Annotated in this window: 23 protein-coding genes and 1 pseudogene; 18 read left to right on the top strand and 6 right to left on the bottom strand. The window is 74.8% G+C overall.

The features are described 5' to 3' along the window. Positions 1–144: 144 nt before the first annotated feature. The 8 genes and pseudogenes from ACWGSR_RS02525 to ACWGSR_RS02490 form a co-directional block, all read left to right on the top strand. Positions 145–537, top strand: a pseudogene (locus tag ACWGSR_RS02525) (cobalamin B12-binding domain-containing protein); the annotation flags it as partial. A gap of 140 nt (positions 538–677) precedes the next feature. Continuing rightward, positions 678–2,078 (top strand): methylaspartate mutase, encoded by a 1,401-nt coding sequence (locus ACWGSR_RS02520; protein ID WP_453563089.1) that lies wholly within the window; start codon positions 678–680, stop codon positions 2,076–2,078. Between the two features lie 49 nt (positions 2,079–2,127). Continuing rightward, positions 2,128–3,141: an asparagine synthetase A gene (locus ACWGSR_RS02515; RefSeq protein ID WP_453563088.1), complete on the top strand. Its 1,014-nt coding sequence runs from the start codon at positions 2,128–2,130 to the stop codon at positions 3,139–3,141. Beyond that, a complete protein-coding gene (locus ACWGSR_RS02510) occupies positions 3,138–4,472 on the top strand; it encodes a glutamate synthase-related protein (protein ID WP_453563087.1) in 1,335 nt (444 codons plus the stop codon). The genes ACWGSR_RS02515 and ACWGSR_RS02510 overlap by 4 nt, the downstream gene beginning before the upstream one ends. Further along, a complete protein-coding gene (locus ACWGSR_RS02505) occupies positions 4,469–4,813 on the top strand; it encodes a hypothetical protein (protein WP_453563086.1) in 345 nt (114 codons plus the stop codon). The genes ACWGSR_RS02510 and ACWGSR_RS02505 overlap by 4 nt, the downstream gene beginning before the upstream one ends. Positions 4,814–5,126: 313 nt before the next feature. Then, complete coding sequence (locus ACWGSR_RS02500) at positions 5,127–6,473, top strand: MFS transporter (RefSeq protein ID WP_376246860.1); 1,347 nt, start codon at positions 5,127–5,129, stop codon at positions 6,471–6,473. A gap of 7 nt (positions 6,474–6,480) precedes the next feature. Next, positions 6,481–7,245, top strand: coding sequence for a 4'-phosphopantetheinyl transferase family protein (locus ACWGSR_RS02495; RefSeq protein WP_453563084.1), 765 nt, complete (start codon positions 6,481–6,483; stop codon positions 7,243–7,245). A 222-nt stretch (positions 7,246–7,467) separates the two neighbouring features. Further along, on the top strand, positions 7,468–9,087 hold the full coding sequence (locus tag ACWGSR_RS02490; protein ID WP_453563082.1) for an alpha/beta hydrolase: 1,620 nt from the start codon (positions 7,468–7,470) through the stop codon (positions 9,085–9,087). 142 nt (positions 9,088–9,229) lie between these two features. On the opposite strand, the gene ACWGSR_RS02485 is transcribed toward ACWGSR_RS02490, so the two are convergent. Next, positions 9,230–10,882 (bottom strand): FAD-dependent oxidoreductase, encoded by a 1,653-nt coding sequence (locus ACWGSR_RS02485; RefSeq protein WP_453563081.1) that lies wholly within the window; start codon positions 10,880–10,882, stop codon positions 9,230–9,232. A 281-nt stretch (positions 10,883–11,163) separates the two neighbouring features. Here ACWGSR_RS02485 and ACWGSR_RS02480 point away from each other — a divergent pair, with 281 nt between their 5' ends. From ACWGSR_RS02480 to ACWGSR_RS02450, 7 genes are read left to right on the top strand one after another with little or no spacing between them, the layout of a single operon-like run. Further along, a complete protein-coding gene (locus tag ACWGSR_RS02480) occupies positions 11,164–12,288 on the top strand; it encodes a SchA/CurD-like domain-containing protein (protein WP_453563079.1) in 1,125 nt (374 codons plus the stop codon). A 53-nt stretch (positions 12,289–12,341) separates the two neighbouring features. After that, positions 12,342–12,812 (top strand): cupin domain-containing protein, encoded by a 471-nt coding sequence (locus ACWGSR_RS02475; protein WP_366372763.1) that lies wholly within the window; start codon positions 12,342–12,344, stop codon positions 12,810–12,812. Then, positions 12,809–14,077, top strand: a complete 1,269-nt coding sequence (locus tag ACWGSR_RS02470; protein WP_376247016.1) for a beta-ketoacyl-[acyl-carrier-protein] synthase family protein — start codon at positions 12,809–12,811, stop codon at positions 14,075–14,077. Before ACWGSR_RS02475 ends, ACWGSR_RS02470 begins: the two co-directional genes overlap by 4 nt. Next, positions 14,074–15,321, top strand: a complete 1,248-nt coding sequence (locus ACWGSR_RS02465; RefSeq protein ID WP_376247019.1) for a ketosynthase chain-length factor — start codon at positions 14,074–14,076, stop codon at positions 15,319–15,321. The genes ACWGSR_RS02470 and ACWGSR_RS02465 overlap by 4 nt, the downstream gene beginning before the upstream one ends. Positions 15,322–15,347: 26 nt before the next feature. Beyond that, positions 15,348–15,608, top strand: a complete 261-nt coding sequence (locus tag ACWGSR_RS02460; RefSeq protein ID WP_366372766.1) for an acyl carrier protein — start codon at positions 15,348–15,350, stop codon at positions 15,606–15,608. Position 15,609: 1 nt separating this feature from the next. Further along, complete coding sequence (locus tag ACWGSR_RS02455; protein ID WP_376247021.1) at positions 15,610–16,089, top strand: SRPBCC family protein; 480 nt, start codon at positions 15,610–15,612, stop codon at positions 16,087–16,089. Between the two features lie 22 nt (positions 16,090–16,111). After that, positions 16,112–16,447 (top strand): TcmI family type II polyketide cyclase, encoded by a 336-nt coding sequence (locus ACWGSR_RS02450; protein WP_062757670.1) that lies wholly within the window; start codon positions 16,112–16,114, stop codon positions 16,445–16,447. Positions 16,448–16,544: 97 nt separating this feature from the next. Here the strand turns inward: ACWGSR_RS02450 and ACWGSR_RS02445 are convergent, their stop codons facing one another. After that, on the bottom strand, positions 16,545–17,591 hold the full coding sequence (locus ACWGSR_RS02445) for a methyltransferase (protein ID WP_453563077.1): 1,047 nt from the start codon (positions 17,589–17,591) through the stop codon (positions 16,545–16,547). Positions 17,592–17,647: 56 nt separating this feature from the next. After that, on the bottom strand, positions 17,648–18,724 hold the full coding sequence (locus ACWGSR_RS02440; RefSeq protein ID WP_453563075.1) for a right-handed parallel beta-helix repeat-containing protein: 1,077 nt from the start codon (positions 18,722–18,724) through the stop codon (positions 17,648–17,650). 420 nt (positions 18,725–19,144) lie between these two features. On the opposite strand from ACWGSR_RS02440, the gene ACWGSR_RS02435 reads away from it, so the two are divergent. The 3 genes from ACWGSR_RS02435 to ACWGSR_RS02425 are packed head-to-tail and all read left to right on the top strand — an operon-like array spanning position 19,145 to position 20,799. Beyond that, complete coding sequence (locus ACWGSR_RS02435) at positions 19,145–19,651, top strand: sortase (RefSeq protein WP_376232289.1); 507 nt, start codon at positions 19,145–19,147, stop codon at positions 19,649–19,651. 50 nt (positions 19,652–19,701) lie between these two features. Beyond that, positions 19,702–20,298: a class F sortase gene (locus tag ACWGSR_RS02430; protein ID WP_453563073.1), complete on the top strand. Its 597-nt coding sequence runs from the start codon at positions 19,702–19,704 to the stop codon at positions 20,296–20,298. Further along, on the top strand, positions 20,299–20,799 hold the full coding sequence (locus ACWGSR_RS02425) for a transposase (protein WP_453563107.1): 501 nt from the start codon (positions 20,299–20,301) through the stop codon (positions 20,797–20,799). Positions 20,800–21,035: 236 nt separating this feature from the next. On the opposite strand, the gene ACWGSR_RS02420 is transcribed toward ACWGSR_RS02425, so the two are convergent. The 3 genes from ACWGSR_RS02420 to ACWGSR_RS02410 form a co-directional block, all read right to left on the bottom strand. Next, positions 21,036–21,419: a UBP-type zinc finger domain-containing protein gene (locus tag ACWGSR_RS02420; RefSeq protein WP_453563071.1), complete on the bottom strand. Its 384-nt coding sequence runs from the start codon at positions 21,417–21,419 to the stop codon at positions 21,036–21,038. Further along, entirely contained in the window at positions 21,416–22,135 is a 720-nt protein-coding gene (locus tag ACWGSR_RS02415) for an SDR family NAD(P)-dependent oxidoreductase (RefSeq protein WP_453563070.1), read from the bottom strand. The genes ACWGSR_RS02420 and ACWGSR_RS02415 overlap by 4 nt, the downstream gene beginning before the upstream one ends. 135 nt (positions 22,136–22,270) lie before the next feature. Next, positions 22,271–23,341 carry a glycoside hydrolase family 43 protein gene (locus ACWGSR_RS02410; protein ID WP_376232285.1) on the bottom strand — a complete coding sequence of 357 codons (1,071 nt, stop codon included), beginning with the start codon at positions 23,339–23,341 and terminating at the stop codon, positions 22,271–22,273. Positions 23,342–23,352 lie beyond the last annotated feature (11 nt).

The raw sequence follows: 23,352 nt of genomic DNA, 5'->3' as shown, positions 1-23,352 counted from the left end.
GCACCCCGCATCCATTGCGGGGTGCGGCGCCTTTCCGTTTTCCGCCGGCGGGATCACCGGGGCGAAAGGGAGAAGCGAAAGTGCCGGTCCTTGCTGCCGCTCCGACTTCCCCTCCCGAAGCCCTCCGAAATCTATTCTTCAGGCATGAAGATTCTCTTGAGCGGAACCGCGTCGGATTCCCATACGTGGAATCTCGTGTACCTCGGGCTCTTCCTGGAGGAGCTGGGGTACGAGGTCGTCGGGCTCGGCCCCTGCGCGGACGCCGAGCTGCTCGCCGCCGCCTGTCTGCGGCACGCCCCCGACGCGGTGGTGCTCAGCAGCGTCAACGGCCACGGCTACCGCGACGGCCTCGCCGCCGTCCGCCGGCTGCGCGCGGAGCCCGCCCTCGCCGGGCTGCCCGTGGTGCTCGGGGGAAAGCTCGGCGTCGCCGGCCACCGGCAGGAGGCGGACGTCGCGCGCCTGACCGAGGCCGGCTGCGACGCCGTCCTCGGCGAGGACCTGGACGCCCTGCGCGCCTTCCTCGCCGCCGGACCGCGCCGCGAGACCGCGGAATCGTTCCGGGAGACCGTTGGACCGCGCCGCGAGACCGCCGAATCGTTCCGGGAGACCACCGGACCGCTCCGGGGGACCGCCGGGTCGCTCCGGGAGGCCGCCGGGTCGCGCCGGGAGGTGCCGGCTTGATTGCCGCGGCCCCCGTACCCACCCCCGCCCCCGCCCCCTCCTTCGGGGCGTTCGTCGCGGCCTCCGCCGCCGCCGGCCGGCTCGTCGTCCAGCCCCGCATGGGCTTCGGCGACCCTGGCCGGATGCGGGCCGGACTCGCACGGACGCGGGCCGCCACCGCCCACACCGTCGGCACCCTGACCGTCGACAGCTACACCCGCGTCGGCGACCTCGCCGCCGCCCGCGCCGCCGTCGCCGAGGGCGCCGCCCTCAACGGCTACCCGATCGCCACCCACGCGCCGGACACCACCCGCGCCCTCCTCGAAGGGCTCCACGACGACGCCTTCCCCGTCCAGGTCCGCCACGGCTCGGCCCGGCCCGCCGCCATCGTCAGGGCCCTCACCGCCGCCGGCCTCACCGCCACCGAGGGCGGCCCCGTCTCGTACTGCCTGCCCTACGGCCGCACCCCCTTGCGGGAGTCCGTCGAGGCCTGGGCCCGCGCCTGCGAACTGCTCGCCGGCACGGCACGCCCCGGCACCACCCCCCATCTGGAGAGCTTCGGCGGCTGCCTGCTCGGCCAGCTCTGCCCGCCCGGCCTCCTGGTCGCCACCAGTGTCCTGGAGTGCCTGTTCTTCGCCCAGTACGGGCTGCGCAGCGTCTCGCTGAGCTACGCCCAGCAGACCGACCCCGGCCAGGACGAGGAGGCCGTACGGGCCCTGCGCCGCCTCGCCGCCGAGTTCCTGCCCGCCGGCGTCGAGCACCACGTCGTCCTCTACACCTACATGGGCGTCTTCCCCCGCACCGAACGCGGCGCCACCCGCCTCCTGGAGGCGTCCGCCCGCCTCGCCGTGCGCTCCGGGGCGGGCCGGCTGATCGTCAAGACCGCCGCCGAGGCGCACCGCATCCCCACCGTCGAGGAGAACGTCCGCGCCCTGGAGACCGCCGCCGCGGCCGCCGCGCTCGCCGGACCCCCGGCACCGGAACCCGGGACGAGCCCGGGCGGCGGGGTGTACGGAGGTGCGCGCGGCGAGGTGTACGGAGGTGCCGGCGGCGAGGTGTACGAGGAGGCCCGCACCCTGATCGAGACCGTCCTCGGCCTCCACCCCGACCTGTCCCGCGCCCTCCCGGCCGCCTTCGCCCGGGGACTCCTCGACGTCCCGTTCTGCCTCCACCCCGACAACCCCGGCCGCTCCCGCGGCTTCATCGACCCCGCCGGGCGGCTCCGCTGGGCCCGCACCGGAGCCATGCCGATCCCCGCCGACCCCGCGGCCGACGCCACCCCCCTCACGGCGGACGGCCTGCTCACCGCCCTCCACCACGTCGCGGGCCGCTACGACGACCCGTGGCGGCACGACGGCGACGAGGACGGAGACGGCGACGGCTGCGACCGCCCGCGGGCCGCCCCGCTCACCGTCTGAACGCCCACCGCCCGGCCCACCCGCACCCACCACGAACAGGAGCCCCGCCATGGACCAGCCCCTCCCCGCCGACGCGCCGACCGCACCGCCCCTGCCGCCCCCGCTCGGCGAACACCTCCGCTCGCCGCGGCTGCGGACCGCCATGCTCGTCCAGCAGGAAGCCCTCCGGGCCGCCCGCGACTTCCTGTACGGCCGGGGCTTCACCGAGCTCCTGCCGCCGCTCGTCGGCCCCGTCACCGACCCCGGCGGCCGCGGCGCCAAGGCGCTGGACGTCGACTACTACGGCCACCCCTACAAGCTGATGACCAGCGCCATCCTCTACAAGCAGGCCTCCCTGCGCGGCTTCCCGAAGCTCTTCTACATCGCCCCCAACGTCCGCGTGGAGCCCGAGGAGACCGCCACCACCGGCCGCCACCTCGTCGAGTTCCACCAGATCGACGTCGAGATCGCCGGCGCGAGCCGCGAGGACGCCCAGGAGGTCGCCGCCGGGCTGCTCACCCACGTCGCCGAGCACGTCTGGACGACCGTCCCCGAGCTCCTCACCGGACTCGGGCGCCAGGAGGGCGACTTCGCCGACGTCCGCGCCGGCAAGTACGACGTCCGCACCCACGACGAGGCCGTGGCCCGCCTCCTCGCCGCCGGCCACCCGCAGAACCCCGACGGCGAGATCGACTGGACCGGCGAGCGGATCCTCTCCCTGGAGAGCGACCGGCCCTTCTTCGTCGACGACTACCCCAAGGGCTCCCGGGGCTTCTACGACCGCGAGGACCCCGAACGCCCCGGCATCCTGCGCAACTTCGACCTGATCGCCCCGCACGGCTACGGCGAACTGGTCTCCGGCAGCGAGCGCGAGTCCGACTACGCCACCATCGTCACCCGCATGCGGGAGAGCGGCGAGAACCCCGCCAAGTACGCCTGGTACCTCAAGGAGGCCCGCGAGGGCATCCCGGCCAGCGCCGGCTTCGGCATGGGCCTCCAGCGCCTGGTCCGCTTCCTCACCGGGCTCGACGCCCTCTGGCAGGTCAGCGCCTACCCGAAGCTCCCCGGGGCGGTAGCCCCGTGACCGGCCTCGACGCCCCCGGCTTCCCCGAGGAGTCCGTACGCGCCCGGGCCCGGGGCGGCACCGCGGAGGTGTTCCCCGACCCCGCCGCGTACGGCACGCGCCTCTTCGGCCCGAGCGGTGCCGGTGACGGGCCCGGTACCGGCCACGGCCCCGGTTCCGGTTCCGGTTCCGGTTCCGGCTCCGGGGACGCCCTCGACCGGGCGCGCATCGTTCCGCCGGTCTTCATGCCCGAGCGCCTGGAGAAGCTCATCGACCTCGCCCGTGAACCGGAGTTCACCGACGTCGACCTCACCACGCGCACCGGCGGCTTCACCGCCCGGCTGCCCCTCTACCTGTCCGCCTTCGGCTCCACCCGCGCCGGCAGCGGCGACCTCGCCGTCCACGCGAGCCGACAGGCCGCCCGCCTCGGCATCCCCATGGTCATCGGGGAGAACATGATCCCCGTCCACGGCTACCGCCGGGCCGGCGACGCCACCCGGTCCGCCCTCCTCACCCGCATCGAGGCCTACCTCGACGCCGCGCCCGACGGCACCGGCGGCGTCGTCGTCCAGCAGTCCACCGAGGACGCCGACTCCGAGGTCTGGAACCTCCTCTACAGCGACCCCGCCATCCGTCCCCTCCTGGAGACCGGCCGCCTCGCCTTCGAGCTGAAGACCGGCCAGGGCGCCAAGCCCGGCCTCGGGGGCATGACCGTCGTCGACCGGGCCGAGGCCGAGCAGCTCGCCCGCCGCTTCACCGTGCGCCAGGTCTTCGACCCGGAGGGCACGCGCCAACTGCGCTGCGCCACCCCCGGCACCTTCACCGACGAGATCCTCCGCCAGCAGCTCCGCTTCATGCGCAACAACTTCCCCAAGGCCCGCACCTGGGTGAAGTTCCACCCCGGCCGCGACATCGCCGACGCCGCCCGCACCGCCTGGGCCGCCGGAGCGGACGCCGTCACCGTCGACGGGGCCGAGGGCGGCACCGGCTGGGCCCCGGGCGTCTTCCTCGACCAGGTCGGCCTGCCCCTCGCCGAATGCCTGCGCCGCATCGGACGCCCCGCGGGCTGCCTCCTCGCCAGCGGGGGCATGTGGGAGGGCGGACGCGTCCTGCGTGCCCTCGCCCTCGGCGCCACCGCCGCCGGCCTCGGCCGGGCCGCCCTCGTCGCCGTCGACGAGGACCCCGAGCGCGGCCTGGAGCGTCTCGTCGAGAGCATCGCCCTCGAACTGCGTCTGCTCGTCAGTGCGTTGGGCAAGTACGCCGTCACCGCCCTCGGCCCCGAGGACCTGTGGTGGCCCGACGGCCCCCACGCCGGTCACCCCGCCGGCCTCCCGGCCGGGGCGACGCCGTGACCGCCCGCCGGTCGCGGGGCGGCGGCTGTACCGTGCACGCCCGCTTCTCCGTACGGGAGCTCCCCGGCATCGCCGTGACCGCCCCCGACGAGGGCGCCGCCGCCGCGGCCCGGCGCAGCGCGCAGCGCGCCCTCACGGAGGCGGGCCGGGGCCACCTCGGCGGCCGCGTCGAACTCCGCACCCCCCGCACCGCCGTCCGGGGCCCGCGCCGGCGGCGCGCGGTGCGCCGGGCCGCCGACCGCGCGGTGGCCCTCGCCGTCGCGGCGGGCCTCCGCGGCGACACGGCGGGCGTCCACGTCCCGATCCGCCCGCCCGACTCGTCCCGCACGTCCCCGCGCTGACCCACTCCAACCCACCCACTCCAACCCACCCACTCCAATCCACCCACTCCAACCCACCCACTCCAACCTGGCCCCGCCCCGCCAGGGCAGAGCCGCCCCGGCCCCGCGACCGCCCCCCTGGCTTTACGACCGCCCCCCGCCCCCGACCCCCGACCGTCCCCCGGCCCCCCGACCGCCTCCCGCGCCCGGCCCACGCATACCGCCCCGCCCGGAGCCCACCCGTTCCGCCCCGTCCGCACATCCGCGTGCCCGCACGCGTCCCGCACGCGTCCCGCACGCGCCCCGCGCCCCCCGACGACAGAAAGCCGACCCCATGGGAACGACGACCCCCGCCCCTCCCGCGCCGCCCGGTGCCAAGCCCTTCGTCGACTGGCCGCGCGTCAGCAGCCTCGTCGTCGGTCAGGCCGCCGTCCAGGCGGGCAGCTTCGCCCTCCTGATCGCCATGAGCTGGACCGCCGTCCAGCTCGGCGGCCGCGGCGCCGTCACGGCCGTCACCCTCGCCGCCACCCTCCCGCGCGCCCTGCTGCTCCTCTTCGGCGGCGCCCTCACCGACGTGCTCGGCCCCCGGGCCGTCCTGCTCCGCGCGACGAGCGTCCGCGTCGCCGTCCTCGCGGCCGGGGCGCTCGTCACCGCCACCACCGAGAGCCTGTGGCCGCTGATCGCCATCGCCCTCGTCGACGGCGCCCTGCTCGGCCTCACCGGACCGGCCTCCGGGGTCCTGCTGCCCCGACTCGCCACCCAGGAGCAGCTCGGCCGCGCCAACTCCCTCTTCTCCATGGTGCTGCGCCTGGCCCCCATCGCCGGATCTCCGCTCGGGGCCTGGCTCGTCATCGCCGGCGGCCTGCCCGGCGCCGTCGCCGCGGCCGCGATCGGCTGCGCCGTCTGGCTGGGCTGCGCCGCCCACGTCACCCACGGCATGGCCCGCCCCGAACGCGCCCCGCAGGGCCCCTCCCTCCTGGCCCGGTCCGGCGACGGCTTCCGCCTCCTCGCCGCCCACCCGCGCCTGCGGTGGATGTTCGTCGCCTGCTTCTGCATGGACCTGGCGTTCCTGTGGCCGGCCGAGGTCGCCCTGCCCCTGCGCGCCGTCGAACGGGGCTGGGGCATCGGCGCCGTGGCCCTGGTCCTGGCCGCCTTCAGCGCCGGCGCGCTCGCGTCCGCCGCCCTCGGCGCGGCCCTCGCCCACCGCATCCCGGTCCACGCCAAGCTCGTGGTGACCGGAACCGGTCTCGCGGCCGGCATGGCGGCCATGGCGCTCGTGCCCACCGCCCCCGTCCTCGCCGCCACGGCCGGCGCCGTCGGACTCCTCTCCGGCCTCAACGGGCCCGCCCTCATCACCGCCTACCAGCAGGCCGTCCCCGAAGGGCGGATGGGCGCCGCCATGTCCACCTTCACGCTCTCCGGCATCGGCGCGGCGCCCCTCTCCCTGGCCGTCTTCACCCCCGTCTCGCTGCACCTCGGGGTGACCGGCACCTGGCTGCTCTGCGCGGGCCTCGCCCTCCTCTCCCCGATCGCCGCCGCCCTCGCCCTGCGCGGCGGCGGCAGCGGCCATGGCGGCGGCAACAGCGACGACAGCGACAGCGGGAAGGACACGGACCCGGCCGCTCCGCGCGCCGACGCCCGTGCCCGTACCGCACCGGAGTCCACCGTCACTTCCGTGTGAGGCAGACATGATCCAGCCGGTCCTTCCACCCCCGACCCCCTTCCTACCCCCACCCGCCCCGCCTCCGGCGAGCGGCCCGCTGGTCCCCGCCGCGCTGCCGCTCCTCACCGCCGCCCTGCCCGTGCTCCCCGGCCTCCGCCCGGCACGGCCCCAGCTCTGGCTGGTGGCCACCGAGGCGCACCGGGAGACCGTCGGCCGGTACGCGTCCCTCGTCCTGGACGGGACGGAGCTGACCCGTGCCGAGGAGTTCCGCCGGCCCGGCGACCGGGCCACCTACCTGTGCGCCCACGCGGGGCTGCGCCGTCTGCTCGGCGCCCAGCTGGGGATCGCGCCCCGGGCCGTGTCGGTGGCCCGGGCGCCGTGCCCCTGCTGCGGCGAGCCGCACGGCCGCCCCGTCCTGCCGGACGGGCGCCTGCACTTCTCGCTCTCCCACTGCGAGGGACTGAGCCTGATCGCCCTCGCGTCCACGCCGGTCGGGGTGGACATCGAGCGGGTGCCGCCCCCGCACACGGTCGCGGAGGCGGGGGAGGTGCTCCACCCGGCGGAGTCGGCGGAGCTCGCCGCCCTCGCCCCGGCCCGCAGGCCCGACGCGTTCGCCCGGGTGTGGACCAGGAAGGAGGCCTATCTGAAGGGGCTCGGCGTCGGCCTGGGCGCCGACCCGTCGGCCGACTACGTGGGCTCGGGCCCGGTCCCCGCCGCGCCGGCCGGATGGCTCCTCGCCGACGTCCTCGTCCCGGACGGCCACCATGCCGCGGTGGCCCTGCGCCTGTGACGCCCCGAGTCCGTGGCGTCCCGGGCCGTCGCTCCCTCCGCGCGGCGGCCCGGGACGCGCGAACCGCACACCGCGTTCTCCGCCCCGGGCACCACGCGCCGCGCCGTGTCCTCCTCCTGAGGTCGGACACAACGGTGCCCGGACGGAGGATTCGCCCAACTCCCTTGTGAGCAAGGGTGCATGAGACCGAATCACCCGCCTCCCGCAAGGATCCGACCCACTGTGAGACACAGGCGAACAGCATCCCTCGTGGCCATGGGCGTCGCCGCGGCGCTCCTGCCCGCCCTCACGCCCGCCCCGGCCTCCGCCTCCGGGGCCGCCCCGGAGCCCCGGGCGGCCGCCGTCGATCCCCTCGGGCAGTACACCCGGCAGAAGCCGCGCTGGAAGCGCTGCGAGCCCGAGGGGCCGGCGAACTACGAGTGCGCGACGATCAAGGTGCCGCTCGACTACAGCCGTCCGGACGGCAGGAAGCTCGACGTCGAGATCTCCCGGACGAGGGCGACCAGCGCCGAGGACCGGCGCGGCGTCCTGCTCCTCAACCCGGGCGGCCCCGGCAACACGGGGCTCGACATGCCCGTCTACCTGGGGCCGCAGCTCCCGGACGCCGTGAAGCAGCGGTACGACCTGATCGGCTTCGACCCCAGGGGCGTCGGGCAGAGCTCCCCGGTGGGCTGTGGCCTGAACGACGACGAGCTGAACTGGCAGCGCCCCTACAAGGCCGCGACGTTCGACAAGGACGTCCGGTGGGCGCGGACCGTGGCCGAGAAGTGCCGGGCGGCGAACGGAGCCGTGCTGCCGCACCTCAGCACCCGCAACACCGCGCGGGACATGGACGTGATCCGCGCCGTGCTCGGCGAGAAGAGGATCTCGTACCTCGGCTACTCCTACGGCACCTACCTGGGCGCCGTCTACACGCAGCTCTTCCCGAAGCGGACCGACCGGTTCGTCCTCGACAGCGCGGTCGACCCCGAGCGGGTCTGGCGGGGCATGATCCAGGTGTGGGCGGAGGGCTCGGAGCCGGCGTTCACGCGGTGGACCGAGTGGACCGCCGCGAGGAACGCCACGTACAGGCTGGGACGGACCCCGGCCGAGGTCCGCAAGACGTTCTGGGACCTGGTCGCCGGGGCGAACCGCACACCCATACCCGTCGACGGCGTGCTCGTGTCCGGCGACGACATCCGCTCCTGGCGGGCCATGTTCTTCTACGTGACGGACGCCGCCGAGACGGTCGTCATGCTCAAGGAGGCCGCCGCCGGCAAGACCCCGGCGCCGAGCGCGTCGCCGTCGCGGCGCGGCCTGCCGACCGCGCCCGTCCCGCCGTCCTTCGCCCGTGACGTCCCGGCCGACAACGGGGACGCGCTCTTCTGGTCCGTGGTGTGCGCCGACACCCGCGCCTGGCCGCGCGACCCGGAGCGGTACCGCCGCGACGCCGTCCGCGACAAGGCGAAGTACCCGCTGTACGGCGACTTCGCGTCCCACATCAAGCCGTGCGCGTTCTGGGGGAAGGGCGCGGAGCCCGCGACGAGGATCGACAACACCGTCCGCACGCTCGTCCTGCAGAACGAGTGGGACCCCCAGACGCCGCTGGTCAGCGGGCAGGGCATGCGCCGGGCCCTGAAGGGCTCCCGCATGGTCACGGTCCTCGACGGTCTCGGCCACGGCGTCTACGGCTCCGGGTCCTGCGCCGACGCGATCGGCACCGCCTACCTGGTGACGGGCCGGCTGCCGGCCGCGGACGTGTCCTGCCGGACCCCGGAGGGCCGGAAGACCGACGCCCCGCGGCTCGCGCCGTCGGCGCCCCGGGACCTCCCCGGCCTCCCCGGTCGCTCGGACCGCTTCTGATCCGTACCGATCGATCCTGACCGGCCCTGACCGGCCCTGACCGGTTCCGTACGGGCGGCGCGGGCGGGGGAGCCCCCGCGCCGCCGACGACGAGGCCCCCTTCCCGCCCGGGGACACCGGGCGGGAAGGGAGCCTCTCGGGGTCACGCCAGGTCGAGGAGGGTCGCCAGGACCGTCCGCAGCTCCGTCTCGGGATCCTCCACCGGTCCCTCGGAGCGCCACGCCACGAACCCGTCGGGGCGGACGAGCACCGCCCCGCCCGCCGTGACGCCGTGCGACTCCGCCCAGTCCGCACCGGCCTCCTGGACCAGATCGGCGTCCGGCCCGTCACCGATCCGGTACGAGTCGAGCGGCACCGAGAGGCGTTCCGCGACCCGGGCCGCCGCGGCGTGCCACGCGCCCGTGCCGCCCGCCGAACTCAGCAGCACCGGGAACCGCTCGTACAGGTCGAGGGTGGAGATCCGCTCACCGGCCCGGTCCAGCCACAGGTGCGGCGACCGGGTCCCCGGCTCGCCCGCGAGGCGCAGCCCTTCGGGCACGACCGGCAGCGACTCGTCGGCGCCCAGGACCGCGCCCCGCGGGTAGCGGTAGCCCAGGACCACGCTGAGGATGCCGCCCTTCCGGCCCGCCGGGCCGATGCCGGGGTCGGGCGCGTACCCCGGGTGGCTGTGCTCGACCGAGCGGGACGAGGCGCGGGAGCTGGTCGCCTCCGCGACCGGCCGGCGCTCCGCGTCGTAGGACGCGAGCAGGCCGGGTCCCGCCCAGCCGTCCAGGACGGCGGACAGCTTCCAGGCGAGGTTGTGCGCGTCCTGGATGCCGGTGTTGGAGCCGAACGCCCCGGTGGGCGGCATCTCGTGGGCCGAGTCGCCGGCCAGGAACACCCGCCCGTCCGCGTACCGCTCGGCCGTCCGCTCGGCGGCGTGCCAGGGGGCCCGGCCGGTGATCTCCACGTCGAGGTCCGGCACGCCCACGGCCCGGCGGATGTGCTCCCGGCACCGCTCGTCGGTGAACTCCTCCAGGGTCTCGCCGCGCTCGGGGTGCCAGGGCGCGTGGAACACCCAGCGCTCCTCGTTGTCGACCGGCAGGAGGGCCCCGTCGGCCCCCGGGTCCGTCAGGTAGCAGACGATGAAGCGCCGGTCGCCGACGACGCCCGCGAGACCGCGGGAGACGAAGGTGACGCTCACGTTGTGGAACAGGTCGCCGGGCCCGTTCTGCCCGATGCCGAGCAGCTCGCGCACGGGGCTGCGCGGACCGTCCGCCGCGACGAGGTACTCCGCGCGGATCGTGGTGTGCTCGCCGGTGTCCCGGCTCTTGACCCGCGCGGTCACTCCTTCGGCGTCCTGCTCGAAGGACATCAGCTCCGTCGCGTACCGCAGGTCCCCGCCCAGCTCGGCGGCGCCCTCCCGGAGGACGGGCTCCAGATCGTTCTGGCTGCACAGGCACCACTCGGCCGGGCTGAAGCGGGCGAGGCCGCCGCCGGGGTCGACCTCCTTGAACAGCCAGTCGCCGGCGTCCCCTACCAGGCTCGGCGCCTGGAGGATGCCGTTGTTGTGCGCCAGGACCGACGCGGCGTCCCGGACGCGCCGGCGCACTCCGGCGCCCCGGAAGAGCTCCATCGTGCGCACGTTGTTGCCGCGCCCGCGCGGATGCACCGAGGTGCCGGCGTGGCGCTCGACGAGCACGTGCGGCACGCCGAGACGGCCGAGGAACAACGACGCGGACAGTCCGACCAGAGAGCCGCCGACGATGAGGACGGACGTGTCGACGACCTCGCCGGACCCTTCGAATCGGTTCATCGAGTGCCTCCAGCGTCACCTGTGACGCGAGTCGGGGGTGGGATGGAGATCCATGCCCTCCGGAAACCGCTTCGCGCGTCCGGGGCACCCGAATGACGCGCGGTTCACTCATCCGCACCGTGGGAGTCGCGCGACTCGCGGAGGCACGCCGACGATCGGCACATGACGACCCCTGCCCCCTCGGCACGGCGGTCCCCTCCCGGCTTCCCCGAAGCAGATCCCCGGGAAGGCCTCGAAGAAGCCACCCAAGGAAACTCCCGAAGAGAGAAGAGGTGCGCCGGATGACCGTTTCGGCACGTGTCTCGCAATCGGCGTTCGACGGCTCCAGGCTGCGCGTGATCCTGCTGCTCGACCTGTACGAAGGGGCCCAGCAGCAGTTCCTCGAAGCGTACGAGCTGATGCGCAAGCAGGTCGCCGCCGTCCCCGGACACATCAGCGACCAGCTCTGCCAGTCCATCGAGAACCCCTCGCAGTGGCTCATCACCAGCGAGTGGGAGAGCGCCCCGCCCTTCCTCGCCTGGGTCAACAGCGAGGACCACGTCGAGGTGGTCAAGCCGATGCACAGCTGCGTCCGGGACACCCGGTCGATGCGCTACAGCGTCCTGCGGGAGACCGGCGGCGGCCGGCCGCTCGCGGAGGACGCGGCGCCGGCGGGCCTCCGGGTCGCGGCCCGCGAGGGCGACGGCGTGGCCCGCCACGCCCTCACCTTCACCGTCAAGCCGGGCTCGGAGTCGAAGGTCGCGGAGATCCTCTCCGGCTACGACTCGCCCCGGGCCCAGGTGGACGAGAACACCCGGCTGCGCCGCACCTCCCTCTTCATGCACGGCAACCGCGTCGTGCGGGCCGTGGAGGTCGAGGGCGACCTCCTCGCGGCCCTGCGCCACGTCGCCCGCCAGCCCGAGGTCCGCGCGGTCGAGGAGGCCCTCAACCCGTACCTGGAGCAGGACCGGGACCTCACCGACCCCGAGTCGGCCCGCGTCTTCTTCACCCGGGCCGCGCTGCCGGCCGTGCACCACGTGGTCGCCGACCGCCCCGCCCCGGCCGGCCTGCGGCGCCACGCGCTGTACTACCCGGCCCGGGAGGGCCGCGGGATGGACCTCGCCAAGCTGCTCGCCCACCAGGACGCCGCCGCGGCCGACGACCCGGGCAGCCCGGTGCACGGCAGCACCGTCTTCCACCGCGACGACATCGTGGTGCGCCTCGTCGACATCACCGGCGACCTCGACCTCGACCCCGTCGCCTCCCTCGGCCTCAAGGGCCCCGGGAAGGCCGAGGAGCTCGAAGCCCTCCTGGACGGCGCCGCGATCGGCGTCGAGGGCTCCCTGACGACGGACCGCAACATCAACCGGCTCCTGTCGCACGCCGACATGCTGCCCGTCACCGACCGCACCTCGGCGGACTCCTGACCGACGGCCGCGACCCCGCCCGGACGTCACCGCCCCACCCGGAGGTACCCACCATGCCCCACCAGCAGCCCCTCATCGTGAGCCTGGACGAGACAGAGCCCAACCGCAGGCGCGGAGGTGATCTGCGGGCCATGCTCACGCCGGCCGCCGTGGGCTCCACCAGCGGCTTCATGGGCCTGGCCATCGTCCAGCCCGGCGAGCGCATCGGCGAGCACTACCACCCGTACTCCGAGGAGTTCGTGTACGTCGTCTCCGGCTCCCTCGAAGTGGACCTGGACGGCGAGACGTACGCGCTCCGGCCCGACCAGGGGCTCCTGGTCCCCATCGGCGTGCGGCACCGCTTCCGCAACGTCGGCGACCGGGAGGCCCGCATGGTCTTCCACCTGGGCCCGCTCGCGCCCCGGCCGAGCCTCGGCCACGTCGACACCGAGGTGACCGACGAGGCCGAGCTCGCCGCCGCCGGGCCGCAGCTGAACGTGGGCGGCCCCGGCCAGGTCCCCGAACGCACCGGGGCCATCGAGTGAACCGGCGAGTGGCTGTCACCGGGATCGGCGTGGTCGCCCCGGGCGGCACCGGAGCGGCGGCGTTCTGGGACCTCCTCGCCGAAGGCCGCACTGCGACCCGCGGCATCACCCTGTTCGACCCGGTCGGCCTGCGCTCCCGCATCGCCGCCGAGTGCGACTTCGACCCGCTGGCGCACGGGCTCGACCCCGAGCTGAGCCTCCACGCGGACCGGTACATCCAGTTCGCGGCGGTCGCCGCCGGGGAGGCCGTCCGCGACTCCGGGCTCGACACCGCCACGGAGGACCCGTGGCGGATCGGGGTCTCCCTGGGCAGCGCCGTCGGCGGCACCACCCGGCTCGAACACGACTACGTCCTGGTCAGCGCGGGCGGACAGCGGTGGGACGTGGACCACCGCGCCGCCGACCCGAAGCTGCACCTGGCGTTCTCGCCCAGCACGCTCGCCTCGTTCGTCGCCGAACGCTTCGGCGCCCGCGGCCCGGTCCAGACGGTCTCCACCGGCTGCACCTCCGGCCTCGACGCCGTCGGCTACGCCTTCCACACCGTCCAGGAGGGCCGGGCGGACGTCTGCATCGCCGGGGCGTCGGACTCGCCGATCTCGCCGATCACCATGGCCTGCTTCGACGCCATCAAGGCGACCTCGCCCGACAACGACGACCCCGAGCACGCCTCCAAGCCCTTCGACGACCGCCGCAACGGCTTCGTCATGGGCGAGGGCGCGGCGGTCCTCGTCCTGGAGGAGTACGAGCACGCCCGGGCCCGCGGCGCGCACATCTACTGCGAGATCGGCGGCTACGCCACCTACGGCAACGCGTACCACATGACCGGTCTCACCGGAGAGGGCCTGGAGATGTCCCGGGCCATCGACAGCACGCTCGACCAGGCCAGGCTCGACCCCACGCTGATCGACTACGTCAACGCGCACGGCTCGGGCACCCGGCAGAACGACCGCCACGAGACCGCCGCCGTCAAGCGCTCCCTGGGCGCCCACGCCTACGACACCCCCATGAGCTCCATCAAGTCCATGGTGGGACATTCGCTCGGGGCGATCGGCGCCATAGAGGTGGCCGCCTGCGTCCTCGCCCTCAAGCACCAGGTGGTGCCCCCGACGGCGAACTACGAGGTCCCCGACCCCGAGTGCGACCTGGACTACGTGCCGCGCACCGCCCGCCCCCGGAAGCTCAGGAACGTGCTCTCGGTCGGCAGCGGCTTCGGCGGCTTCCAGTCCGCCGTGCTCCTGACGGAGCCGGCAGGGAGGACACGATGAGCACGGAGCAGCCCAGGCGCGCCGTCGTCACCGGCATCGGGGTGATCGCCCCCAACGGACTGAGCGCCGACACGTACTGGAAGTCCGTCCAGGAGGGCATCGGCGTCCTGGACCGCATCACCCGCGAGGGGTGCGAGCACCTGCCCCTCAAGGTCGCGGGCGAGGTCCGGTCCTTCGACGCCTCGACCCTCATCGAGGACCGCTTCCTCGTCCAGACCGACCGGTTCAGCCACTACGCCATGGCGGCGGCCTCGCTCGCCCTCGACGACGCCGGCCTCGGCCGGGACGCTCCCGAGGACCCCTTCTCCATCGGGGTGGTCACGGCCGCCGGGTCCGGCGGCGGCGAGTTCGGCCAGCGGGAGCTGCAGAAGCTGTGGGGCCAGGGCTCCAAGTTCGTCGGCCCCTACCAGTCCATCGCCTGGTTCTACGCCGCCAGCACCGGCCAGATCTCCATCCGGAGCGGCTTCAAGGGGCCGTGCGGCGTGGTCGCCAGCGACGAGGCGGGCGGCTTGGACGCCCTCGCCCACGCGGCCAGGGCCGTACGGCGCGGGACGGGCGCGGTGGTCGTCGGCGCCGCCGAGGCCCCCCTCGCCCCGTACTCGATGGTGTGCCAGCTCGGCTACCCCGAGCTCAGCACCGTCGAGGAGCCCGACCGGGCCTACCGCCCCTTCACCGCCGGAGCCTCCGGCTTCGTGCCGGCGGAGGGCGGCGCCGTGCTCGTCGTGGAGGACGAGGACCGCGCCCGGGACCGGGGGACGCCCGTCCGGGCCGTCGTCGCAGGACACGGCGCCACCTTCACCGGCGCCTCCCGCTGGGCCGAGTCCCGGGAGGGACTCGCCCGCGCGATCCGGGTCGCCCTCGACGAGGCCGGCTGCGCCCCGGAGGAGATCGACGTCGTGTTCGCCGACGCCCTGGGCGTGCCGGAGGCGGACCGCGCCGAGGCGCTGGCACTCGCCGACGCCCTGGGCCCGCACGCCGCCCGGGTGCCCGTCACGGCGCCCAAGACCGGGATCGGCCGCGCCTACTGCGGAGCCCCCGTCCTGGACGTCGCGGCCGCGGTGCTCGCGATGGAACACGGCCTGGTGCCCCCCACCCCGAACGTGTTCGACGTCTGCCACGACATCGATCTGGTGGTGTCCCGCGCCCGCCCCGCCGACCTGCGGACGGCCCTCGTCCTCAGCAGGGGCCTCATGGGATCCAACGCCGCGCTGGTAGTGCGCCGCGGCGACGAGACCGCCCGGTAGGACCGGACGGAAGAAGGAGAACGCACATGAGCATCAACGAACTGACCTTCGAAGAGCTGGCCGCGCTGGTCAAGCAGTCGGCGGGCGTCACCGTCGCCCCCGAGGACCTCCGCAACGCCGCGGACGTCCCCTTCAGCGCCCTCGGCGTCGACTCGCTCGGCCTGCTCGGCATCGTCGGCGAGCTGGAGAACCGCCACGGCGTGGCGCTGCCGCCCGACGCCGAGCGCAGCAAGACCCCGGCCGACTTCCTCGGCCTCGTCAACAGCACCCTCACCACCGGAGTCTGACGTGTCAGGACACACCGACAACAGCATCACCGTCGACGCCCCGCTCGACCTCGTCTGGAACATCACCAACGACCTCGAGAACTGGCCCGACCTCTTCAGCGAGTACGCCTCCGTCGAGGTGCTCTCCCGCGAGGGCGACACGACGACCTTCCGCCTGACCATGCACCCGGACGAGTCCGGGAAGGTCTGGAGCTGGGTCTCGGAGCGCACCCCCGACCGCGCGCGGCGCACCGTCACCGCCCGCCGCGTCGAGACCGGCCCCTTCGCCCACATGAACATCCGGTGGGAGTACGAGGAGACCCCGGCCGGCGTGCACATGCGCTGGGTGCAGGACTTCGCGATGAAGCCGGACGCCCCGGTCGACGACGACTGGATGACCGACAACATCAACCGCAACTCCCGCACCCAGATGGCCCTCATCCGGGACCGCATCGAGCAGGCCGCCCGCGAGCGCCGGCCCGCCCCGGTCCTCTCCGACTGAGCCGTCCCAGGAAGGACGCCCGATGCACCACGCCCTGATCGTCGCCCGCATGGCGCCCGGTTCGGCGCCGGCGATCGCCGACGTGTTCGCCGCCTCGGACAGCGGTGAACTGCCCCACCTGGTGGGCGTCTCCCGCCGCAGCCTCTTCCAGTTCGGCGACGACGTCTACCTGCACCTCATCGAGTCCGAGCGGGACCCGGCGCCCGCCATCGCGAAGCTGACCGGGCACCCCGAGTTCCGGGACGTCAGCGACCGCCTGGCGACGTACGTCAGCGCGTACCACCCGGAGACCTGGCGCAGCCCCAGGGACGCCATGGCGCAGTGCTTCTACCGCTGGGAGCGGGACCCCGCCTCCTGACCGGTCCCGAGGCACGGGAAACCCGAAGGCCGCCGGCCCCGCGAGAAGCGGGGCCGGCGGCCTCGGACTTTCCCCCGTCACGAGGGGGACGCCCCGGTCAGACGGGGACGGTGCACTCGAAGGCGTGGAGGTAGGCGTTCACCGGGCGGACCTCGCCGACGACAAGCCCCGCGTCCCTCAGCCGCTCCAGCATGCTCTCCCGCGTGTGCTTGGCACCGCCGACGTTGAGGAGCAGCAGCAGGTCCATCGCCGTCGTGAACCGCATCGAGGGCGTGTCGTCCACCAGGTTCTCGATCACGACGACGCGGGCGCCCGGCCGGGCCGCCCGCCGGACGTTGGCCAGCGCCCTGCGGGTGCTGTCGTCGTCCCACTCCAGGATGTTCTTGAGGACGTACACGTCGGCCTCGACCGGGATGTCCTCGCGGCAGTCCCCGGCCAAGACCCGGGCCCGGGAGGCGAGCGCGCCGCCCGCCCGCAGGCGCGGATCGGCGTTCCCCACCACGCCCGGCAGGTCGAGCAGCGTGCCCTCCAGGGCGGGGTGCCGCTCCAGGAGGCTCGCCAGGACGTGCCCCTGGCCGCCGCCGATGTCCGCGACCGACGCCGCGCCCGCCAGGTCGAGCAGGTCGGCCACGTCCTGCGCGGACTGCCGGCTCGACGTGGTCATGGCCCGGTTGAACACGTACGCGGACTCGGGCGCGTCCTCGTTGAGGTACGGGAAGAACTCCCTGCCGTACACGTCCTCGAAGACGCTGCCGCCGGTGCGCACCGCCTCGTCGAGCCTCGGCCAGACGTCCCACGTCCACGGCTCGGTGCACCACAGCGCGATGTACCGCAGGCTGTGCGGGTCGTCCTCGCGCAGCAGCCGGGACATCTCCGTGTGCGCGAAGGCGCCGTCGGGCTGCTCCGCGAAGATCCCCTGGCAGGCCAGGGCGCGCAGCAGCCGGCGCAGCGTCCGCGGCTGGACCTGCACCGCCTCCGCCAGGTCCTCCACGCTCGCGGGCGTGTCCTGGAGGGCGTCCGCCACGCCGAGCCGGGCGGCGGCCCGCACGGCGGCGGCGCACGCCGCTCCGAAAACGAGCTCCCGCAGCCGCATGGGCGGCGGGGGAGCGGGGTCGAGGGTCCTCACCGGGTCAACGGTCGTCATCTGTCGCCTTGCCTTCTCTGTCGTGCCGTGGGGGAGTGGGGGGAGGGGGAGCGGGGTCAGCACATGCCCGCGGGCTCGGAGACCTCGCAGGTGTTGCCGCGGAAGGTGTTGCCCTTGCCGGTGTCGCGGTTGGCGAGGTCGGCCGTGCCGTTGCGGAGCACGACGTTGTCGCGGATCTCGTTGCGCTCGTTGAGGGCGCCGACGAAGCTCTTGAAGAGCACGATGCCGCCCGACAGCGGCGAGGTGCCCTTGTTGTCCTCGATCCTGTTCTCGGCCACCAGCGTCTCCTCGGCGCCGGTGAGGACGATCCCCGAGCCCTGGAGGAAGGGCAGGCGGGGGGTCTTGGGGCAGTACTTGTTGTTGGCGTGGATGTGGTTGCGGCGCAGGCTCATCGCCCCGGCGCGCGGGGTGGACTCGTCGCCGACGACGAACACCGCGGCGCAGTTGCCGGTCGCCTCGTTGCGGTCGACGGTGACGTTCCGCAACCGCCGCACGGTGAGGCCGATGCGGTTGCCGGACAGGCGGTTGTGGCTGATCAGCGTGCCCTTGGCGTCGACGGCCCCCTCCTCCGTGTCGGTGGTGTTGGACACGAAGAGGCCGGCGTCGCCGTTGTCGCGGGCGGTGTTGCCGATGAGCACGGAGCGGACGGAGCGCTCCTGGGCGATGCCCCAGTTGCCGTTCTTCTCGGCGGTCACGCCCCGGACCGTCAGCCGGTCGGTGCCGGAGGCCCACAGGCCGTTCCGGGCGAAGTTCCGAAGCGTCAGGGAGCGCACGGTCACGTTCTCGACGGGGCGCTGGGCGGTGCCGGTCACGCAGATGCCGTGGCCGGCCTCGGCGCACGCCCCGGTGGCGGCCTTGCCGGGCACGACGACGGTCGGGAAGACCGTCGAGCCCCGCAGGGTCAGGTTCGACGTGGTGATGGTGACGCTCTCGCGGTAGGTGCCGGGGGCGAGCACGATGCTGTCTCCCGGCCGCGCGGCGTCCACGGCCTTCTGGATCGATTCGCCGGGCTTCACCCGGTGCACGGTCCGGGAGGCGGCGGAGGCCTCGGGGGCGGTGGGCGGGACGGCGCCCAGACCCGTCGTCACGGCGGCCACGGCGCATGCCACGAGGGCGATCTGTCGTCTTGTCATACCGCGAAGCTATGAGCGGGCCCACCACCCCGCCACTGCTGATCACCCGGCCGTGCCGCCCGTCCCCCGAACGCCGCCCGCCCGGACGGAAGCCACGTGATGCGCCGTCAGCACTTGGGGCCCGTCCCGTCCGTCGTGCGCGGCCTCCGGCGCCCGCCCCAGGACCGGTCCGGTGGATCGGGGCCGGACGGGCCCTAACCCGTTCGCCCCTCGGACACGGGCGTTTCCGGTACGGCGGTTCCACCGCCGTGACCTGCGACGACGGCGGCGCGGACGGCGGCCGGGCGGCCGACCGGGCGACATCCCCGGGCGCCGCTCGCGTTGCGATGATCGACGGCGGGCCTTTCCCTCGTGCTCGGAGCACAGCACAGGAGCCGCGCGGACGAGCCGGGCGGAAACCGCTCCGTCCGAGGAGAAAACATGCGTCTCGCCCGTACCGGTGCCACGGCCGTCCTGATCGTCGGCGCCCTGGTCCTGCCCGCCCCCACCGCCCTGGCCGCCGAGGGCGAAGCCGCCGCTTCGGGGGACGTCCGCGTCACCCCGGGGACGGCTTCCCCCGGCGACACCGTCACCGTCAGCACGACCGCCTGCGGCAAGGAGACCTACGGCAAGGGCGAGTCCGTGGCGGGCGGGAAGTTCCACCTCCTGCCTGGCGACCGGAAGGGCGTCCTGACGGGTGAGTTCCGGCTGCCGAAGGACGCCTCCTCCGGTACGGACACCGTGACGCTCAAGTGCCCGCCCCGGAAGAAGATGACCGCCACGTACCGGGTCTCCGGCCGCCCGAACGGCGCCGTCGACGCCGGCTTCGGCGGGGCCGCGGGCGAGGAGGCCGAGTCCGGCCTCGGCTGGCTCCTGGCGGGCGCGGCCGTCGCGGCCGGAGCGTTCGGGATGCGCCGGCGCGCCGCGGGCGCGGGGAACCGGGCCTGACGCGGTCCGGCGGCCCGCGCCCGCGGTACGTCCCGTCGCCGGTCTGGGCCGTGCTCGCCGGGGCGCTGCTGCTCGTCGACGCGACGGCCGGTCACGACGCCCCGCCGCCCGCCGCCCGGGTCCTGCCACGGGAGGCGCGGGCCGCCGGGGCGGACGCCCCGGACCGCCCCGGGCCCGCCGCCGAGCCGCTCCCCGCGTCGGATCCGGTACGGGTCCTGATCCCGCTCATCGGGGTCGACGCCCGGCTGATGCGCCTCGAACTGGACGAGAAGGGAAAGCTGGAGCCGCCCCCGCCGAACCTCCCGGCCTTCGCCGGCTGGTACGCCCGGGGGACCCCGCCCGGCTCGGCGGGGACGGCCGTCCTGACGGGCCATCTGGACACCCCCACCGGCCCCGCCGTCTTCCACCGGCTCGGCGCCCTGACGCGGGGCGCCGGGATCGCGGTCGAGCGCGCGGACGGCAGCACGGCCCTCTTCACGGTCGACGCGGTGGAGGAGTACGCCAAGGACCGCTTCCCCGACGACGAGGTCTACGGCGGCTCCGGCGGTCCGGAGCTGCGGCTGATCACCTGCGGCGGCGACTGGTCCGGCGACACCGGCTACCGGGCCAACACGGTCGTCTACGCCACGCTGACCGGCGTGACCTGAATTCGCGCCGACCGGCCCTTCCCGGGCGCAAGGCCCTCGGGGCCCGTCCGGCGGATCACGGCCGGGGCAGCGCCCCGATCCCCCGGCAGAGGCCCTAGGAGGCGTCTTTCCGATCATCGGACCGTTGGTCCGGTCGGGAGGGACGAGGAGATCCCTGACGCCGCGTGGGCGGTGATCGCGCCGTTGCCGCCGCCCGCGGGCCGGGCTCGTGGCCGGTGGCGGGATCACCGCCAGGTGCTCGAGGACATCGTGTTCGAGTTCCGCACCGGTCTGCCCTGGAGGGACCTGCCCGAGCGGTTCGGCCCGTGGCAGACCGTCCACGGGCGGTTCGCCCGCCGGGCCGCCGACGGCACCTTCGACCGCCTGCTGACCGCCGCCCGGTCGCGGGCGGAGGTGGACCGGCTGGTCGCGATCGACTCCACCATCGTGCGGGCCCACCAGCACGCGGCCGCCGAAGGGGGCTCGAAGAACGCGGCCCGGGACGCTCCCACGGCGGGCTGACCAGCAGACTCCACCCCGCCTGCGACGGCCGGGGCCGGCCTCTGGCCTTCGTGGTCACCGCGGGCAACCGCAATGGCTGCACCCAGGCAGGGACCGTCAGTCGAACGGTGCTTCCACCGGCTCAAGCAACGGCGCGGCATCGCCACTCGCTACGAAAGCGTCCCGACCGCTACCTCGCCGCCGTCACCCTCGTCGGCACCCTCGTCCGGCTCGACACATGATCGACAAAACGGTCCCTAGGGGGCCGCGCCCGGGGGAGCCGTCACCGGCACCAGGAACAGCTCGTCCGCGAAGCACCAGGCCCAGTCCTCGTCCGGAGCGAGGGACACCGCCACCGGATGCCCGGTCGCGAGGTGGTGGGCGTGGGCGTGCGCCCCGGGGGAGCTGTCGCAGCACCCCACGTACCCGCAGGTCGCGCACCACCGCAGCCGCCGCCAGGCCCGGCCCCGCGCCGCGCACGCCGCGCACACGGCCCCCGGGACGGCGCCCGGTCCCGCCGGGGCGTTCAGATGGGCGCAGCGGCGCGGAGCCGTGAGGCCCCCGTCGGGCGCCTCGCGCCAGACCGGGGACGGGACGGCGGGCCCACCGCGACCGCCCCCGGCGGAGAAGTCCCCGGTCATCGTCCCGCACCTCCCGCCGCTCCCGTCCGGCCCGCGTGCGCGGGCCCGCCGCCGCTCCCGAGGCGTTCCAGGAGCGGGGCCACGAGGTACGACTCCACCGCGCCGGCCGCGGCGGCGCCCCCGGGCAGGGGCGGAGGGGTGCCGACCACGGCGCGGTCGGCGAAGCCGTTGTCCAGGTGGGGCATGCGCACGTCCAGGACGGCCACCCCGGCGCGCCGCGACTCGCGGGCCGCGACGCCGAGCCACGCGGCGAGCGCGGTCTTAGCGGCGGTGTAGTCGGCGGTGCCGGACATCGGCCGGTCGACGATCGCCCCCGTGACGACGGAGACGGCGCCACCCGGCGGCAGCACGCGCAGGGCCCCTCGGACGATCGCCATGGGGGCCAGCGCGTTCACCGCCACGAGGTGCTCGGCGGCAGCCTCGGGCAGGTCCCGGGCGGCTCCGAAACCCGCCACCCCCAGGGCGACCACGACGGCGTCGAGGCCGCCCAGGACCTCGGCGGCCCAGGGGGCGAGTGCTTCACAGGCACCCAGGTCGTAGGCCTCGAAGGCGTGGTACGGGTTTCCGCCCAGGGCCTCCGACGCCCCGGCGAGCCGCTTCCGGTCGCGGCCGGCCAGCGCCGCCGACGCCCCCAGGCGCGTCAGCCGTTCCGCGGCGAGTCCGCCGACGGTGCCGGTCGCCCCCACCACCAGGACGCGCTTCCCGTCGATGCGCATGCCGCCTCCTCACCCCCGGACCGGTTCGTGGACCCCACCCGTACTTCGGTGCGGGCGAGGACTCCGGATGCGGGGGAGGGGCGAGGGGGCCGTGCCGAGCGAACCGCTCGGGGTGGCCGCGGCCCGGAGAGCCCGTCACTCGAAGAACTTCAGGCTCCAGCCGGTGTCCGTGTTCGCGCCGGGGACGTTCGCCCGCCGGTACGTGGTGCCGCCCCACCAGCAGAAGCCGCCGGTGTACCAGTAGCGGTTCTCCCAGGAGTACGGCGTCCCCTTCGGCACCGCGTGGAACATCAGCGGGAACGTCGGACCGGCCGGCGGGCTCGTGGCGATGTCGCCGTCGAGCAGGACGAAGCTGTGGTGGCCGGGGCCGTCGACGCGCAGCGTCGGGTCCCAGCCGGACATCATGGCGTCGCGGTGGGAGCCGAAGAGACAGCCGTTCGACTTGTACCAGTCCCACACGTGCGTCGGGTCGCCGCCGGCCCGCAGCCGCAGGTCGGCCAGGCAGTACCGGTCGCTCCAGCTCCCGTTGGCGGAGTAGACGACGTGGAGCTGCCCGTTCGGGTCCTTGATCGCCTCGGGGGACTCGTTGACGTACGGGTTGCCGACGACCCGCTCCCAGGGCTCGCGCGGCTGCGAGATGACGTACCGCGCCCCGGTCGGGGTGGTCGGGCTGCTCATCCGGGCGATGTAGAGGTTCTGCTCGACATCGGTGTCCCCGGCCCAGCCGGACCACACGAACCAGCGCTGCCCGTCGAAGGTGAACAGGGTGCCGTCGATGGCCCACTTGTCGTCGGGCAGGGCGAGCTTCGTCTCCGCCGTGTACCCGCTGTCGGGGCTCGCGGAGCTGATCGCGTACATCCGGTGGGCGGCGCCCCGGCCGGCCGTGAAGTAGACGTGGTAGCGCCCGCCGTCGCGGACGATCTCCGGGGCCCACACCTCGCCGAGGTTCCGGGCGTCGGTCCAGATCCGGCGGGCCGGCGCGGTGGCGAGCCCGGCCGTCGACGAGGCCTGGCGCACGTCGATGCCGTTGCCGGTCGACTGCACCGCGACGTAGGTGCCGCCGACCCGCAGGACGCTCGGGTCGGCGGCCCGCAGCGAGGTCTGCCCCGCCTCGGCGGGAGCGGCCCCGGGCAGGGCCGCGACCAGGGCGAAGAGCAGGGACAGAGCCAGGACGAGTACGCCGGAGGGGCGTCGTGCACGCTGCATGGTGGCTCCCG

This window comes from Streptomyces sp. NPDC055632, assembly GCF_053618675.1.
Note: the sequence above shows the minus strand (reverse complement) of the source record. Positions and strands in the feature narration are given on the sequence as shown.